Below are 14917 nucleotides of genomic sequence, written 5' to 3'. Positions count from 1 at the left end.
CTTCTTCCGTTGCGTGACGCCGGAAGTCGCCCCGGTTCCGTGGGAGTTCATGAGACGCGGAACAGGACCGACGTATCCGACTGGAAAGTAACTTCCGCCATACGGTCGGCGGCGGCACGACGTTACGTCAGCACACCCCGGCTGCGGAAGACCTCTGGGCCACCCGCCTCGTCCGGCCCGGCCGCGCCCACCTGCCCGTTCGGCCACCGCAGGACTGCCCTTCGGCTTCTGGCCGCGGCCGGGGGCCACCGGGAAGACTGGGTGCCTCTGTCACCGAGGAGCCCCCCGTTGCGCGAACACGAGCACGCCAGGAAGAACGACCCCGCGACGTCACGGGCCGCGGGCCGCAGAGCCCCGGCCGAGGCCGAGACCCCGATGCAGCGGCTCCTGGCGCTGCAGGGCGCCGCGGGCAACGCCGCCGTGGTCCAGATGCTGCGGGCCGACCGGTCCGCGGGGCAGGACCGGCACCAGCACGGCGCGGGCTGCGGCCACCAGCAGGCCACGGAGCCCACCGTGCAGCGCGCGCCCGGCCGGAGCCCGGACGCGATGGACGTCGACCCGCGGGACTTCTCCGACGCCGAGGAGATCTCGGACGGCGGCACCGACTCGGAGGCGGGCGAGTACGACTACGCGTCGTTCATGGACGAGCGGAACAAGTTCCCGCGCGAGACCACCCCGACCCCGCAGCCGACGGTGGGCTTCGGGGACAGCACGTACGGTCCCGACCCCGGCAAGGTGAAGTCGATGCGGGAGGACCGCAAGCAGGGGCGCGACGTCCCGCCGCTGCGGTACCGCAAGGACAGCGAGCTTCTGTACCGGTGGGACAAGCGCACGCCCGACCAGATCCTCGGCAAGGGTTTCGAGGCCTGGAACGACAAGTTGCCCGCCAGCCTGCGGCACTACCAGAAGCTGCTGCAGAAGACCGGATTCGTCAGCACCACCCGCTCCCCCGGCGGATACGTGCCGGACTGGGCGCGCCAGCCCGACGGCAGCGGCTACCGCTACGTGATCAGCGCGCCCGGCGGCATCGACCTCGTGGACACCCTGGGCACCACGTCCTTCGCGCAGCAGCAGGAGGTCATCTTCTGGAAGGGCATGACGGCCGGTCACGTCCTGCGCGCGGAGCTGTGCGACAAGGACGGCAAGATCCTCAAGGTCATCCCCGCCGGTGGCGCCGGGGCCGCGCAGGGTGACGCGATGGACATCGACAGCGAATGAACGGTGGCCCCTCGCGCGGGACCTGACCGCGCGAGGGGCCACCCGGGCCATGGCCGGTGGATCAGTGGGCGACGGCCTGACCCGGCACCCGCGTCTCGGCGATCTCACCGCCCGGCTCCATCGGCGCGGTGACGTCGTCGTCGCCGGCGCCCTTGCCGATGTGGTTGAAGACCAGGTTCAGGAGCACGGCCGCCACACAGCCCGTGGAGATGCCCGAGTCCAGGATGATCTTCGCGGTCTCCGGGAAGGCGTGGTAGAACTCCGGCGCCGCGATGGGGATCAGGCCGACGGCCAGCGAGACGGCCACGATCAGGACGTTGTTGTCCCGCTCCAGGTTCGCCTTGACCAGCGTCTGGATGCCGCTCGCCGCGACCGAGCCGAACAGGACGACGCCCGCGCCGCCGAGCACCGGGCGCGGCACGACCGCGATCAGCGAGGCGGCCATCGGGCACAGGCCCATCAGGACCAGGAACCCGCCGCCCGCGGCGACCACGAAGCGGCTGCGGATCTTCGTCATCGCGACCAGGCCGATGTTCTGCGCGAAGGCGCTGCACATGAAGCCGTTGAAGAGCGGGCTGACCGCCGAGCCGAGGGTGTCGGCGCGCAGACCGGCGGCGATGGTCTTCTCGTCGGCGGGCCGGCCGACGATCTCGCCGAGGGCCAGCATGTCCGCGGTGGACTCGGTCATCGAGACGACCATGACGACGCACAGGGAGACGATCGCGGCGGCCGCGAACTGCGGGGCGCCGAAGTGGAAGGGCGTCGGGAAGCCGACGATGTCCGCGTCGCCGACCGGGCCGAAGTCCGTGACGCCGAACGGGATCGCGACGAGCGTGCCGATGACCAGGCCGAGCAGCACGGCGATCTGCTTCACGAAGCCGGTGGTGAAGCGGCGCAGCAGCAGGACGATGACGAGCGTGATGCCCGCCAGGCCCAGGTTCTTCATGGAGCCGTAGTCGTCGGCGCCGGGAACCGGACCCTGCGCCCAGCCGAAGGCCACCGGCATCAGCGAGATGCCGATGAGGGTGATGACGGTGCCGGTCACGACCGGCGGGAAGAACCGGATCATCTTGGAGAAGAACGGGGCGGCGAGGAAGCCGAGCACGCCCGCCACGATCACCGCGCCGAAGATGATCGGCAGGGCGTCGTCCTTGTTGTCGGTCGAGTCGACGACCGCGATCATCGGCGCGACACCGGCGAAGGTGACGCCGTTGACGAAGGGCAGCCGGGCGCCGATCTTCCAGATGCCGAGGGTCTGCAGGAAGGTCGCGAGGCCGGCGGTGAAGAGGCAGGCGCCGGTGAGGAAGGTGAGTTCCTTGGCGGAGAGGCCGATCGCGGCGCCCACGATGAGCGGCGGGGCGACGACTCCGGCGTACATGGCGGCGACGTGCTGGAGGCCGGTCGTCGCCATCTTCAGGGCGGGGAGCTTCTCGTCGACGGGGTGGGTGGCCCCGCCGTCGCGTATGGACCCGTCGTCGGTCTCTGGGTCCGGGGTGGTGCCTTGCTTGGTGAACCTGGGCTGAGTGGCCACTGTGGCTCCTCCGGTTGTTTTCCGGTCCCGGCTGGGCCGCCGGCACTTTTCGCTTCTGGGAGGTGGTGCGTCGTGCAAGGACTTGCTCGATGTGAAGTTGTGGGTGGTGCTACGGAGTACCGGTGTGTCCGGTGGGAAATGCGCCCAGGTAGTACTGACCGCCCCGGGAACGCGAAGCTTTGGGCCACGTTCCGGGGCGGCACTTGAGCAGCCCGCTCGGCTGCTCAAGTCCGGTCAAGGGCCGTCCCCCCCGACCGGAGTTCTTGGGTCAGGCCTCGGCGGCGATCCGCGCGAGACGCTGTGCCTGGTCCCGCGTGTCGCGGGCGATGGCGTCCTCGTCGGCGTGCAGCAGGCGGCCGTTCTCGACGACCGGCTTGCCGTCGACGAGGGAGAGCGTGACCGGGGCCGCCGCGCCGAAGACGATGGCGGTCACCGGGTCGGCGATCGAGGCGTGTCCGATGCCGTCGACCTTCCAGAGGACCAGGTCGGCGAGCTTGCCGGCCTCCAGGGAGCCGATCTGCGTGCCGCGGCCCAGGACCTGCGCGCCGCCGAAGGTGCCGAGGCGCAGGGCCTGACGGGCGTTCAGGGCGGCTTCCCGGTGGGCGCCGAGGCGGTTGATCAGCAGGGCGTTGCGCAGCTCGGTGTGCAGTTCGCCGGACTCGTTGGAGGCGGTGCCGTCGACGCCGAGGCCGACGGGTACGCCCGCCTTGAGCATGTCGGGGACCCGGGCGATGCCGGCGGCGAGGCGGGCGTTGGAGGAGGGGCAGTGGGCGACGCCGGTGCCGGTGCGGGCGAAGGCGGCGATGTCGGAGTCGTTCATGTGGACGCAGTGCGCCATCCACACGTCCTCACCGAGCCAGCCGGTCGACTCGAAGTAGTCGGTCGGGCCCATGCCGAACAGCTCGTGGCAGAACTTCTCCTCCTCGACCGTCTCACTGCCGTGGGTGTGCAGACGCACGCCCAGGCGGCGGGCCAACTCGGCGCCCTGCTTCATGAGTTCGGTGGAGACGGAGAACGGCGAACAGGGGGCGACGGCCACCTGCGTCATCGCGTCGAAGGAGGCGTCGTGGTGCTTCTTGACGGTCTCCTCGGTCGCGGCGAGCGCGCCCTCGAGGGTCTCGACGGCGAAGTCCGGCGGCAGGCCGCCGTCCTTCTCGCTGCGGTCCATGGAGCCGCGGGCCAGCGTGAAGCGGACACCCATCTCGGAGGCGGCGCGGATGATCGAGCCGGACAGGTCGCCGGAGCCCTGCGGGAAGACGTAGTGGTGGTCCATGGCGGTGGTGACGCCGCCGCGGGCCATCATGCCGAGGGAGCCCTGCGCGGCCGCGTAGGTCATCTGCTCGTCGATGCGCGCCCACGTCGGGTACAGCGCCACCAGCCAGTTGAACAGGTTGTGGTCGGTGGCCAGGCCCCGGGTGATCCACTGGTAGAAGTGGTGGTGCGTGTTGACCAGGCCGGGCGTGACGAGGTGGCCGGTGGCGTCGACGCGGCGGACGACGTTCTCCAGGCCCTCGGGGGCCTTGCCCGCGCCGATGGACTCGATGCGGTTGCCGGCGACCACGACGTGGCCGGAGGCGTACTCCGTGTCCTGGGCGTCGACCGTGGCGATCGCGGCGTTCTCGATGACGATGCGCTCGACGGCGCCTTCAGGGGTTGCCGATGCTGCCATGGTGCTTCCTCACTGTGTGTGGCGTTGGGTTCCCCCCTGCTCCCGCGGAGCCCGGGGGAGGGCACGGCATGACCCTAGGAAGATTTGAGTGCCGCAGCCGCGTTGGCGCTGCTACGGGTGCCGAGATGGTGAAAGAACAGATTGAGCGATACCGCGACGAGCGCACCGGCGCTGATGCCGGAGCCGAGCACGGTCTGGGCCCACGCGGGGAACTCCGCGTAGAAGGTGGGAGCGGCGAGCGGGATGATGCCCGCTCCCAGCGACACGGCCACCAGGATGATGTTGGAGCTGTCGTCGAGGCCCGCCTCGGAGAGCGTACGGATGCCGCTGACCGCGATCGAGCCGAAGAGGACGATACCCGCACCGCCGAGGACCGGCATGGGGACCACGTTCACGACGGCGCCGAGCACCGGGAAGGCGCCGAGCACGATGAGCGCGCCGCCCGCGACCGCGACGACGTAGCGGCTGCGGACCCGGGTCAGCGAGACCACGCCGACGTTCTGGGCGAAGGCCGAGGTCGGGAAGCCGCCGAAGACGGGGCCGACCAGGGTGGCGATGCCGTCGGTGCGCAGGCCGCGGGTGATGGTCCTGCCGTCGGTCTTGCGCTCGCAGATCTCGCCGAGGGCGAGCATGCCGGCCGCGGACTCGGTCATCAGGACCAGCATCACGATGCACAGCGAGAGGATCGCGGCGGGCTGGAAGACCGGGGCTCCGGCGGCGAAGGGCGTGGGCAGCGCGGCCAGCGGGGCGGTCTGCACGGAGGTGAAGTCCGCCATGCCGAAGGGGATCGCGGCGAGCGTTCCGATGAACATGCCCGCGAGCAGGGCGACTTGCTTGAGGAAGCCGCGTCCGAAGCGCTGGAAGAGGAGGATCACGACGAGCGTGAAGGCGGCGAGCGCCAGGTACTTCATGTCGCCGAACGTCGGGTCCGTGTCGTCCCCGCCCTGCGCCCACTTCACGGGCACGGGCATCAGCGTGACGCCGATGAGGGTGATGACGACGCCGGTGACCAGCGGCGGGAAGAAGCGGAGCAGCTTGCCGAAGAAGGGGCCCACGGCGAGGCAGAAGACGCCGGCGACCATCACCGCGCCGTAGATCGCGGGGAGTTGGTCACCCTTGGCGTTGGTCTCGGCGATGGCGAGGATGGGCGCGATGCCCGCCGAGGAGGCGGCGTTCACGAACGGCAGGCGGTTGCCGACGAAGCCCTTGACGCCGAGGGTCTGCAGGATGGTGGCGAGACCGGCGATGAGGAGACCGGCGGCGATCAGCCGGGTCTGGGCCACGGTGTCCAGGCCGCAGGCCTGGCCGATGATGAGCGGAGGGGTGACGACACCCGCGTACATGGCGGCGATGTGCTGGAGCGCGGCGGGGACCAGTCGCGAGGGGTGAAGCTTCTCGTCCACCGGGTGACAGGCGGCTGCTGACGTGCCGTCGGCTGTCTCCGATGGGGTGGAACATGGGCCTTCTGCCGGCCCCGTTGCAGGCTGCTGTGCCATTGCTGTTCCCTCCGGTGTGGCGCGCCCCCGCCCACTGCGGTGAGGCGGGGGCGCGCGTCCCGAATCAGAGGTTGGTCATGTCGACCGGGATCTTCGGCTCGACGCCGTCCCGCAGGATCGTGGCCTCGATGAGGCCGTAGGGGCGGTCGGCCGCGTAGTAGACCGCGCCGTCCTTGGCCGCGTTGTCGAGGCCGAAGGGCGAGAGGTCCTGGCGGAAGTGGTGCTTGTTGGGCGCGGAGAAGCGGATCTCGTCGATCTCGCTGCGGTTGTTGATGACCCGCGAACCCATCTGGTACAGCGTCTGCTGGAGGGAGAGCGAGTAGGTCTCCACGAAGGCGTGCAGGATGTGCTTCTTGGACTGCTCGTACGAACGCTCCCAGCTCGGCATGCGCTGCTCGTCGCTGGTCCAGTTGTGCCGCCACCAGGTGGACAGGGAGGTGGCGAGGATGCGGTCGTAGTCTTCCTGGAGGGTCGTGTACTTGTCCTTGATGTAGCCCCAGAACTCGGAGTTCGTGGAGTTCATCACGGTCAGGTCCTTCAGACCCGAGAGGACCTCGAAGTTCTCGCCGTCATAGGTGATCTGGGCGAGCCGCGTCTCCTGGCCCTTGCGGACGAAGGAGTGCTTGACCTCGTCGGCACCGATGAACTTGGAGTTGCTGTCGGAGCCGCCGATGCGCTCCCAGGAGTACTCCTCGATACGGATCCGCGCGCGGTGGATCGAGGGCTGGCTGTCCACGAAGTGGCGGGCGAGGTGGATGCCGTACTGCTCGGCGGACTCGATGCCGTATTCCTTGGCGAACGCGAAGCAGGTGTTCTTCGTGGTGTCCGTCGGCAGGCAGTTGGCGTTCGAGCCGTTGTAGTGGACGTCGTCCAGGTCGCCGGAGAGGGCGACGGAGACGTTCAGGTCCTTGATGTGATGGGTGTCGCCGTCCCGCGTGATCTTTACGACCCGGTTCTCAGCCTTGCCGTACTGGTTCTGTCCCAGAATGGTGGGCATGTCTGCTAGCTCCCTCGGTAAACGGAGTAGCCGAACGGGTTGAGCAGCAACGGCACGTGGTAGTGCTCGCCCGGCGTGACGGCGAACGTGATCGCCACCTCCGGGAAGAACGCTCCGGTCGTGCCGCTGTCCCGATTCGCGGGGGCGTCCTGCTGCGCCTCGGCTTGCTTGTTCTGCTTGTTCTGCTTGGTCAGGAAGTACGCCTCGGTCTCGAAGTCGAGGCGTACGTGCGTGGTCCCCTCCGGCAGCGCCGGCAGGTCCTTGCAGCGCCCGTCCGCGTCGGTCGCGCTGCCGCCGAGCGCCTGCCACTCCGCGCCGGAGCCACTGCGGGCCGACAGGGAGATGGTGACGCCCTCAGCGGGGCGTCCGACGCTGGTGTCCAGGATGTGCGTGGACACCGAGGCGGTCGTTTCCGTGCTCATGCGGTCTCGTCCTCCAGGAGGCGGGTCAGGCGGATGCGGTTGATCTTGCCCAGTTCGGTGCGGACGATCTCCCGCTCCTGTTCGGGCGAGTTTCCGATCCGTTCCTTGACCGCGTCCCGCATCTGCTCGCCGGTGCGACCGGTGGCGCAGATCAGGAAGACGTGACCGAACTTGTCCTGGTAGGCCAGGTTGAGTTCGAGCATCTCGGTCTTCAGTTCCTCGGAGGCGCCGGCCATGCCCCGCTGTTCGCGGGACGAGGTCGGGTCCCCGGGCTTCGGGCGGCCGATCGGCGGGTGCCCGGCCATCGCTTCGGCCAGGTCCTCGGCGCCGAGCTCGGCCATGGCGGCGTCGCTCGCGGCGAAGAGGGCTTCGGCGGTGGCGTAGGGGCGCCGGGAGAGCAGCTTGCTCCCCCAGGCCGAAGAGGCGCAGGCCTCGTGGAGTGCGGCGGTGGCCGCGGACTCCGCCAAGGCGTTGAACCGGGTCAGCCCCGCGGGGGGCGTGGGGGGCTCCCCCACGGAACGCTGTGTACTCGACGTCACGGGAGCCTCCGTGGCCTTGTGCTGGACGGGCTGCGGAACAGCTAAGACCTTCAACAACACCGCGTCAACAGTTTGTTGAAATAACTTGAACAAAGAAGCCGCCACCCGCGATACGGGTGACGGCTCGGCCGCGCAGAGTGACGGATCGGGCGGGGGATTCCGGCGCGGGGCTACTCGCCCTTGGCGGCGTTCTCCCTGTTCAGGTAGTTGTACACGGTGAAACGGGAGACTCCCAGGGCGCCCGCCACCGTCTCGACGCCGTGCCGGACGGAGAACGCCCCGCGGGCCTCCAGTATGCGCACGACCTCCTGTTTCGCCTTGCGGTCCAGCTCCGAGAGGGGCCGCCCCTGCTTGCGCTCCAGGGCGATCAGGATGTGGTCCAGGGAGTCGGCGAGCTGCGGCAGCCGTACGGCCACCACGTCCTCGCCCTCCCAGGCCAGGACGACGTCGTCGGCGCCGGCCTGGTCCGGCGGCATCATCTCGCCGCCCATCGCGTCCACCAGCGGCTTGACCGCCGTGACGAAGGGGTCGTCCCCGAAACCGGTCACTTATCCGCCTCCCCCTCGGCCGCCGGCCCGCCCGGCTCACCGATCACGTTGACCTGGAGCGAGACGCGGGTGGCGCCCGCGCCCAGGGACCGGCGCAGCATCGCGTCGACGGCAGTCAGCACCGCGTCGACGTCGCCCTCGGCCGTATTGCCGAACGGACCTACGTCCACGGTGTCCAGCGGGGCCCCCTGAATGACCTCACGGGCCACGAGCGCATGCGCCGGGGCCTCGTCGAGATCGAAGGGTTCGGTCGTGAACTCCACTCTCAATCGCACGCCCCACAACCTAATGCCGTGGCTCGATTTTTCGGCAGCCCCCTCTTGACAGCTTCCGCAGATCGGAGGCAGTCTTCCATCAAGCAGAAATGAACTTCCGCAATACGGAAGGAGCGCGGAAGCCCCATGGGATACTCCGACCAGCGCTTCAATGTGAACCTGTCGATCCTCTTCACCGAGCTCCCGCTCCTGGAGCGCCCCGCGGCCGCCGCGAAGGCCGGCTTCAGCGCGGTCGAGCTGTGGTGGCCCTGGGTCGACGCCCCCACCCCCGAGCAGTCCGAGCTCGACGCCCTGAAGAAGGCGATCGAGGACGCGGGCGTCCAGCTGGTGGGGCTGAACTTCTACGCCGGCCAGCTGCCGGGCCCGGACCGCGGCGCCCTGTCGATCCCCGGTGAGGAGAGCGCGAAGTTCCGCGCGAACCTCGCGGTGGCGGCGGACTTCGCGCAGTCCCTCGGCTGCACGGCGCTGAACGCGCTGTACGGCAACCGCGTCGAGGGCGTGGACCCGGCCGTCCAGGACGAGCTCGCCCTGGAGAACCTGGTGCTCGCCGCCCGCGAGGCCGACCGCGTCGGCGCGATCCTGCTGATCGAGGCGCTGAACAAGCCCGAGTCGCCGCTCTGCCCGATCGTGAGCGCGCCCAAGGCCGTCGAGATCGTGGACAAGGTGAACGCGGCCACCGGCCTCGGCAACGCCAAGTTCCTCATGGACCTGTACCACCTGTCCATGAACGGCGAGGACCTGCCGTCGGTCATCGAGCAGTACGCCGACAGGACCGGCCACGTGCAGATCGCGGACAACCCCGGCCGCGGCGCCCCCGGCACCGGCTCGCTCCCCCTCGAGGGCCTTCTCGACCAGCTCAAGAAGGTCGGCTACGAGGGCTGGGTCGGCCTGGAGTACAAGGCCGGCGACCGCCCGAGCGCCGAGTCCTTCGACTGGCTGCCGGCCGAGGCCCGCGCCGCGCGCTGAGCGCCAACTCACCGACGTACGACAGCAGTTAGAGAGGCACCCGCATGAGCAACCTTCCCAAGATCGCGTGGATCGGCCTCGGCATCATGGGCTCCCCCATGTCCGAGAACCTGATCAAGGCGGGTTACTCCGTCACCGGCTTCACCCTGGAGCAGGACAAGCTGGACCGCCTGGCCGCGGCCGGCGGCACCGCCGCGAAGTCCATCGCCGAGGCCGTCAAGGACGCCGACGTCGTCGTGACGATGGTGCCGGCCTCCCCGCAGGTCGAGGCCATCGCGTACGGTCCTGACGGCATCCTGGAGAACGCGAAGTCCGGCGCGCTGATCGTCGACATGTCGTCGATCACCCCGCAGACCTCGGTGGACCTGGCCAAGGCCGCCAAGGAGAAGGGCCTGCGCGTCCTGGACGCCCCCGTCTCGGGTGGCGAGGCCGGTGCCATCGAGGCCGTGCTCTCCATCATGGTCGGCGGTGAGCAGGCCGACTTCGACGAGGCCAAGCCGCTCCTGGACGCCCTGGGCAAGACCATCGTGCTGTGCGGTCCGCACGGCTCGGGCCAGACCGTCAAGGCCGCCAACCAGCTCATCGTCGCCGTGAACATCCAGGCGTGCGCCGAGGCCGTGGTCTTCCTGGAGAAGTCCGGCGTGGACCTGAAGGCCGCGCTCGACGTCCTGAACGGCGGCCTCGCGGGCTCGACCGTCCTGACGCGCAAGAAGGACAACTTCCTGAACCGCGACTTCAAGCCCGGCTTCCGGATCGACCTGCACCACAAGGACATGGGCATCGTCACCGACGCCGCCCGCAACGTGGGCGCGGCCCTTCCGGTCGGCGGCGTCGTCGCCCAGCTCGTCGCCTCGCTGCGCGCCCAGGGCGACGGCGGCCTCGACCACTCCGCCCTGCTGCGCTCCGTCGAGCGCCTCTCGGGCTCCGAGGTCTAAGACCTCCCCCGGCCCCCCTTCCGGGGCCCCCAGACTTCCGGGCCGTGGCGTCGCTGACACCTGTCCTGTCGCGCCCAGGCGCCGCCACGGCCCGGAACACCCACTGCTCCACCCGCCGCACCAAGGCCCACCCAAAAACTTCAACAAACTGTTGACGTAGCTGCTCAGGGGTCCATACGCTCCCGAACACCGTCAGCAGTTGAAGCAGTTCCGTACGGAAGGTCAACCCCGCCACCATGTCGAAGCGTGTGCTCACGACCGAGTCCGGCGCCCCCGTCGCCGACAATCAGAACTCCGCCACCGCCGGCGTCGGTGGCCCGATCCTGCTCCAGGACCAGCACCTCCTGGAGAAGCTGGCCCGCTTCAACCGTGAGCGCATCCCGGAGCGCGTCGTGCACGCCCGCGGTTCCGGCGCCTACGGCCACTTCGAGGTGACCGACGACGTCACCGGCTTCACCCACGCCGACTTCCTCAGCGAGATCGGCAAGCGCACCGAGGTCTTCCTGCGCTTCTCGACCGTGGCGGACAACCTCGGTGGCGCGGACGCGGTCCGTGACCCGCGCGGCTTCGCGCTGAAGTTCTACACCGAGGACGGCAACTACGACCTCGTCGGCAACAACACGCCGGTGTTCTTCATCAAGGACCCGCTGAAGTTCCCCGACTTCATCCACTCCCAGAAGCGCGACCCCTTCACGGGCAAGCAGGAGCCGGACAACGTCTGGGACTTCTGGGCGCACGCCCCCGAGGCCACGCACCAGGTCACCTGGCTCATGGGCGACCGCGGCATCCCCGCCTCGTACCGCCACATGAACGGCTACGGCTCGCACACCTACCAGTGGACGAACGCGCAGGGCGAGGCCTTCTTCGTCAAGTACCACTTCAAGACGAACCAGGGCGTCCGCAGCCTCTCCGCCGAGCAGGGCGCCGAGCTCGCGGGCAAGGACCCGAACTCGCACCAGACGGACCTGCTGCAGGCCATCGAGCGCGGCGTGAACCCGTCCTGGACGCTGCACGTGCAGATCATGCCGGCGGCGGAGGCGGCCGAGTACCGCTTCAACCCGTTCGACCTCACCAAGGTGTGGCCGCACAAGGACTACCCGCTGCAGCGCGTGGGCCGTCTGGTCCTCGACCGCAACCCGGACAACGTCTTCGCCGAGGTCGAGCAGGCCGCCTTCTCCCCGAACAACTTCGTTCCGGGTATCGGCCCCTCCCCCGACAAGATGCTCCAGGGCCGCCTGTTCGCCTACGCGGACGCGCACCGCTACCGCCTGGGCGTCAACCACACCCAGCTCGCGGTGAACGCCCCCAAGGCGACGAAGGCCGACAACTACGGCCGCGACGGCCTGATGGCGTCCAACGCCTACGGCCGCGACCGCAAGAACTACGAGCCCAACTCGTACGACGGCCCGGCCGAGACCGGCCAGCCGCTGTCCGCACCGCTCGCCGTCAACGGCTACACCGGCACGCACGAGGCTCCCGCCCACACCAAGGACGACGACTTCTTCCAGGCGGGCGAGCTGTACCGCCTGATGTCGGAGGACGAGAAGTCCCGTCTGGTGGCGAACATCGCCGGTGGCCTCTCGCAGGTCTCCCGCGACGACGTCATCGAGAAGAACCTCGCCCACTTCCACGCCGCCGACGCCGACTACGGCAAGCGCGTCGAGAAGGCCGTCCGCGCCCTGCGCGAGGACTGAGCGAGCGAGTAACTCCCAGGCTGCGCCGGTGAGTTGACGGGAGGTCGACTCGCCGGTGCTGAGCCCGCACCGCCACGGACCCGGATGAGGGGTGGTCCCGTGAGCACCGCGGGCACGTCCGCTGAAGCGGACAGGCACGGGTCCGCGGCGGCTCTGCGAGCCAGTGCGGTGGTCAAGGTCCGGTGACTTCCTTCTCGACCTGAGGGAGGGGAATTCACGGTCCATCGCCGGCCGCCGCGGTCCCAGCCGACATCCTCCGCCCGCCCCGGCGGAACCGAGAGCTCCGCCCGGCAGCGCGCATGCATGTTCCGCCAGTCGCGCGCCGTCGGGCGGTCACAACGTCACATCACATCAGGCCAGAGCGCCGAGCACGGACGGTCCCGTGCTCGGCGCTCTTTCCATTGTCCGCCGGCCCGTTGCCCGGCCGCTGTCCGCCCGCCTGTCGTCCGCCCGCCCGTTGCCCGGCCGCTGTCCGTCGGGGGCCGTCCGGGGGGCCTTACGTCCTCGCGTACGAGGGCGGGTCCTCGTCCCCTCGTGCCCTGGCGTACGAGGTCAGGCCCTCTCGTCCTCGCGTACAAGGAGCCGCTCGACGGTACCAACCGCTCTCTCCGGGCGACGGGATGCCGGACTCCCCGCGGATACGGACGCGGGCGCTCGTCCGGCCCCACGAGGTGGTCGACGGCCCGACCGACGGCCTCGTGCACCCGGCCAGGCGCACGAAGAGAGCGCCCGGCACGCACGCCGAAGGGGCGGTCCACCCCGCCGGGTGGACCGCCCCTGTCAGTGGCTCAGAAAGCCGTGTGTCAGACCTTCAGCGGACGGATCGCCGTCGGCGCGTGGCCCGGCTCCGTCGCGATCTCCTCGAACTCCTTGACCGCGCTGATGTCGGCCGTGGGGCTCATCGAGATGTTGGTGATGCGCTCCAGGATCGCCTCGACGACCACCGGGACGCGGAACTCCGCGGCGAGCTTCTTGGCCTGCTCGAAGGCCGGCAGCAGCTCGTCGGGCTCGGTGACGCGGATCGCCTTGCAGCCCAGGCCCTCGGCGACCTTGACGTGGTCGACGCCGTAGACGCCCAGCTCGGGGCTGTTCTGGTTCTCGAACTCCAGGTTGACCTGGAAGTTGATGTCCAGGCCGATCTGCGCCTGACGGATCAGGCCCAGGTAGGCGTTGTTCACCAGGACGTGGACGTACGGGATGCGGTGCTGCGCGCCGACCGCCAGCTCCTCGATCATGAACTGGAAGTCGTAGTCGCCGGAGAGGGCGACGACGGGGGTCTCCGGGTCGGCCTTGGAGACGCCGAGCGCGGCCGGGATGGTCCAGCCGAGCGGGCCCGCCTGGCCGCAGTTGATCCAGTGCCGCGGCTTGTAGACGTGCAGCATCTGCGCGCCCGCGATCTGCGAGAGGCCGATGGTGGTGACGTAGCGCGTCTCCGGGCCGAAGGCCTTGTTCATCTCCTCGTAGACGCGCTGCGGCTTCATCGGGACGTTGTCGAAGTGCGTGCGGCGCTGCAGCGTCTCCTTGCGCTTGAGGTGGGAGGCGACCCACTCCGAGCGGTCGGGGAGCTCGCCCGCGGCCTTGAGCTCCTTGGCGACCTCGACGAACAGCTCCAGGGCGACCTTGGCGTCGGACGCGATCCCGTAGTCCGGCGCGAAGATCTTGCCGATCTGCGTCGGCTCGATGTCGACGTGCACGAACGTGCGGCCCTGGGTGTACACGTCCAGCTTGTAGCCGGTGTGACGGTTGGCCCAGCGGTTGCCGATGCCGAGGACGAAGTCCGACTCCAGGAACGTGGCGTTGCCGTAGCGGTGGCCGGTCTGCTGGCCGACCATGCCCGCGTTCAGGTCGTGGTCGTCGGGGATGGTGCCCCAGCCCATCAGGGTCGGCACGACCGGGGTGTTGGTGATCTCGGCGAACTCGACCAGCAGGTCGGAGGCGTCGGCGTTGATGATGCCGCCGCCCGCGACGATCAGCGGGCGCTCGGACTCGACCAGGAAGCGGATCGCCTTCTCGATCTGGGCACGGGTCGCGGACGGCTTGTAGACCGGCAGCGGCTCGTACGTCTCCGGGTCGAACTCGATCTCGGTCTGCTGGACGTCGATCGGCAGGTCGATGAGGACCGGGCCCGGACGGCCCGAGCGCATCAGGTGGAACGCCTGCTGGAAGACGCCGGGGACCTGGGCGGCCTCCAGGACGGTGACCGCCATCTTCGTGACCGGCTTGGCGATGGTCGCGATGTCGACGGCCTGGAAGTCCTCCTTGTGCAGGAGGTGGGTCGGCGCCTGGCCGGTGATGCACAGGATCGGGATCGAGTCGCCGATCGCGGAGTACAGGCCGGTGATCATGTCGGTGCCGGCCGGGCCCGACGTACCGATGCAGACACCGATGTTGCCCGGGTTGGCCCGGGTGTAGCCCTCGGCCATGTGCGAGGCGCCCTCGACGTGGCGGGCGAGGGTGTGGTCGATGCCACCGCCCTCCTTGAGCGCCTTGTAGAAGGGGTTGATCGCGGCGCCCGGCACACCGAACGCGTTGACGACGCCTTCGCGCTTGAGGATCTCAACTGCCGCGCGGGCAGCGGTCATACGAGCCATGGGGTTCTCCTGCTTCGACAGCTTCGACAGCTCTTC

13 protein-coding genes are annotated in these 14917 nt (G+C 69.4%); 4 read left to right on the top strand and 9 right to left on the bottom strand.

The annotated features are described in order from the left end of the window. The first annotated feature begins 288 nt into the window (after positions 1–288). Entirely contained in the window at positions 289–1218 is a 930-nt protein-coding gene (locus tag ACFYXE_RS29950; RefSeq protein ID WP_389317855.1) for a hypothetical protein, read from the top strand. 61 nt (positions 1219–1279) lie between these two features. Here ACFYXE_RS29950 and ACFYXE_RS29945 read toward each other — a convergent pair whose 3' ends face one another. The 8 genes from ACFYXE_RS29945 to ACFYXE_RS29910 all read right to left on the bottom strand — a co-directional run bounded on the left by ACFYXE_RS29945 (position 1280) and on the right by ACFYXE_RS29910 (position 8695). After that, entirely contained in the window at positions 1280–2683 is a 1404-nt protein-coding gene (locus ACFYXE_RS29945; protein ID WP_389318182.1) for a nucleobase:cation symporter-2 family protein, read from the bottom strand. A 334-nt stretch (positions 2684–3017) separates the two neighbouring features. Then, positions 3018–4418 carry an 8-oxoguanine deaminase gene (locus ACFYXE_RS29940; protein WP_389317852.1) on the bottom strand — a complete coding sequence of 467 codons (1401 nt, stop codon included), beginning with the start codon at positions 4416–4418 and terminating at the stop codon, positions 3018–3020. Positions 4419–4492: 74 nt separating this feature from the next. Further along, complete coding sequence (locus tag ACFYXE_RS29935) at positions 4493–5914, bottom strand: nucleobase:cation symporter-2 family protein (protein ID WP_389317849.1); 1422 nt, start codon at positions 5912–5914, stop codon at positions 4493–4495. A 64-nt stretch (positions 5915–5978) separates the two neighbouring features. Beyond that, positions 5979–6911, bottom strand: coding sequence for a factor-independent urate hydroxylase (gene pucL, locus ACFYXE_RS29930; protein WP_361181125.1), 933 nt, complete (start codon positions 6909–6911; stop codon positions 5979–5981). Positions 6912–6916: 5 nt separating this feature from the next. Next, positions 6917–7333 carry a hydroxyisourate hydrolase gene (uraH, locus tag ACFYXE_RS29925; RefSeq protein WP_389317845.1) on the bottom strand — a complete coding sequence of 139 codons (417 nt, stop codon included), beginning with the start codon at positions 7331–7333 and terminating at the stop codon, positions 6917–6919. Continuing rightward, positions 7330–7848 carry a 2-oxo-4-hydroxy-4-carboxy-5-ureidoimidazoline decarboxylase gene (gene uraD / locus ACFYXE_RS29920; protein WP_389317842.1) on the bottom strand — a complete coding sequence of 173 codons (519 nt, stop codon included), beginning with the start codon at positions 7846–7848 and terminating at the stop codon, positions 7330–7332. The genes uraH and uraD overlap by 4 nt, the downstream gene beginning before the upstream one ends. A gap of 194 nt (positions 7849–8042) precedes the next feature. Then, a complete protein-coding gene (locus tag ACFYXE_RS29915; RefSeq protein ID WP_389317839.1) occupies positions 8043–8420 on the bottom strand; it encodes a helix-turn-helix domain-containing protein in 378 nt (125 codons plus the stop codon). Further along, complete coding sequence (locus ACFYXE_RS29910) at positions 8417–8695, bottom strand: hypothetical protein (protein ID WP_361181129.1); 279 nt, start codon at positions 8693–8695, stop codon at positions 8417–8419. The genes ACFYXE_RS29915 and ACFYXE_RS29910 overlap by 4 nt, the downstream gene beginning before the upstream one ends. Positions 8696–8821: 126 nt before the next feature. Between ACFYXE_RS29910 and ACFYXE_RS29905 the strand changes: the two genes are divergently transcribed. The 3 genes from ACFYXE_RS29905 (at position 8822) to ACFYXE_RS29895 (ending at position 12290) form a co-directional block, all read left to right on the top strand. Beyond that, positions 8822–9661, top strand: a complete 840-nt coding sequence (locus ACFYXE_RS29905) for a TIM barrel protein (protein ID WP_389317835.1) — start codon at positions 8822–8824, stop codon at positions 9659–9661. A gap of 44 nt (positions 9662–9705) precedes the next feature. Then, positions 9706–10596 carry a 2-hydroxy-3-oxopropionate reductase gene (locus ACFYXE_RS29900; protein WP_361181131.1) on the top strand — a complete coding sequence of 297 codons (891 nt, stop codon included), beginning with the start codon at positions 9706–9708 and terminating at the stop codon, positions 10594–10596. 236 nt (positions 10597–10832) lie between these two features. Next, on the top strand, positions 10833–12290 hold the full coding sequence (locus ACFYXE_RS29895; RefSeq protein ID WP_361181132.1) for a catalase: 1458 nt from the start codon (positions 10833–10835) through the stop codon (positions 12288–12290). An 803-nt stretch (positions 12291–13093) separates the two neighbouring features. Here the strand turns inward: ACFYXE_RS29895 and gcl are convergent. Next, a complete protein-coding gene (gcl, locus tag ACFYXE_RS29890) occupies positions 13094–14881 on the bottom strand; it encodes a glyoxylate carboligase (RefSeq protein WP_389318180.1) in 1788 nt (595 codons plus the stop codon). Positions 14882–14917: the final 36 nt, after the last annotated feature.

This window comes from Streptomyces sp. NPDC002564, assembly GCF_042889645.1.
In the GTDB taxonomy this organism is placed as follows: domain Bacteria; phylum Actinomycetota; class Actinomycetes; order Streptomycetales; family Streptomycetaceae; genus Streptomyces.
The sequence above is the reverse complement of the archived record's forward strand: the minus strand, read 5'-3'. Positions and strand labels throughout refer to the sequence as shown.

What these genes read in the sequence shown, in the direction of transcription:
- ACFYXE_RS29940 (WP_389317852.1), bottom strand. Translation starts at nt 4,418, where the DNA reads ATGGCAGCATCGGCAACCCCTGAAGGCGCCGTCGAGCGCATCGTCATC.
- ACFYXE_RS29935 (WP_389317849.1), bottom strand. Translation starts at nt 5,914, where the DNA reads ATGGCACAGCAGCCTGCAACGGGGCCGGCAGAAGGCCCATGTTCCACC.
- pucL (WP_361181125.1), bottom strand. Translation starts at nt 6,911, where the DNA reads ATGCCCACCATTCTGGGACAGAACCAGTACGGCAAGGCTGAGAACCGG.
- uraH (WP_389317845.1), bottom strand. Translation starts at nt 7,333, where the DNA reads ATGAGCACGGAAACGACCGCCTCGGTGTCCACGCACATCCTGGACACC.
- ACFYXE_RS29905 (WP_389317835.1), top strand. Translation starts at nt 8,822, where the DNA reads ATGGGATACTCCGACCAGCGCTTCAATGTGAACCTGTCGATCCTCTTC.
- ACFYXE_RS29900 (WP_361181131.1), top strand. Translation starts at nt 9,706, where the DNA reads ATGAGCAACCTTCCCAAGATCGCGTGGATCGGCCTCGGCATCATGGGC.
- ACFYXE_RS29895 (WP_361181132.1), top strand. Translation starts at nt 10,833, where the DNA reads ATGTCGAAGCGTGTGCTCACGACCGAGTCCGGCGCCCCCGTCGCCGAC.
- gcl (WP_389318180.1), bottom strand. Translation starts at nt 14,881, where the DNA reads ATGGCTCGTATGACCGCTGCCCGCGCGGCAGTTGAGATCCTCAAGCGC.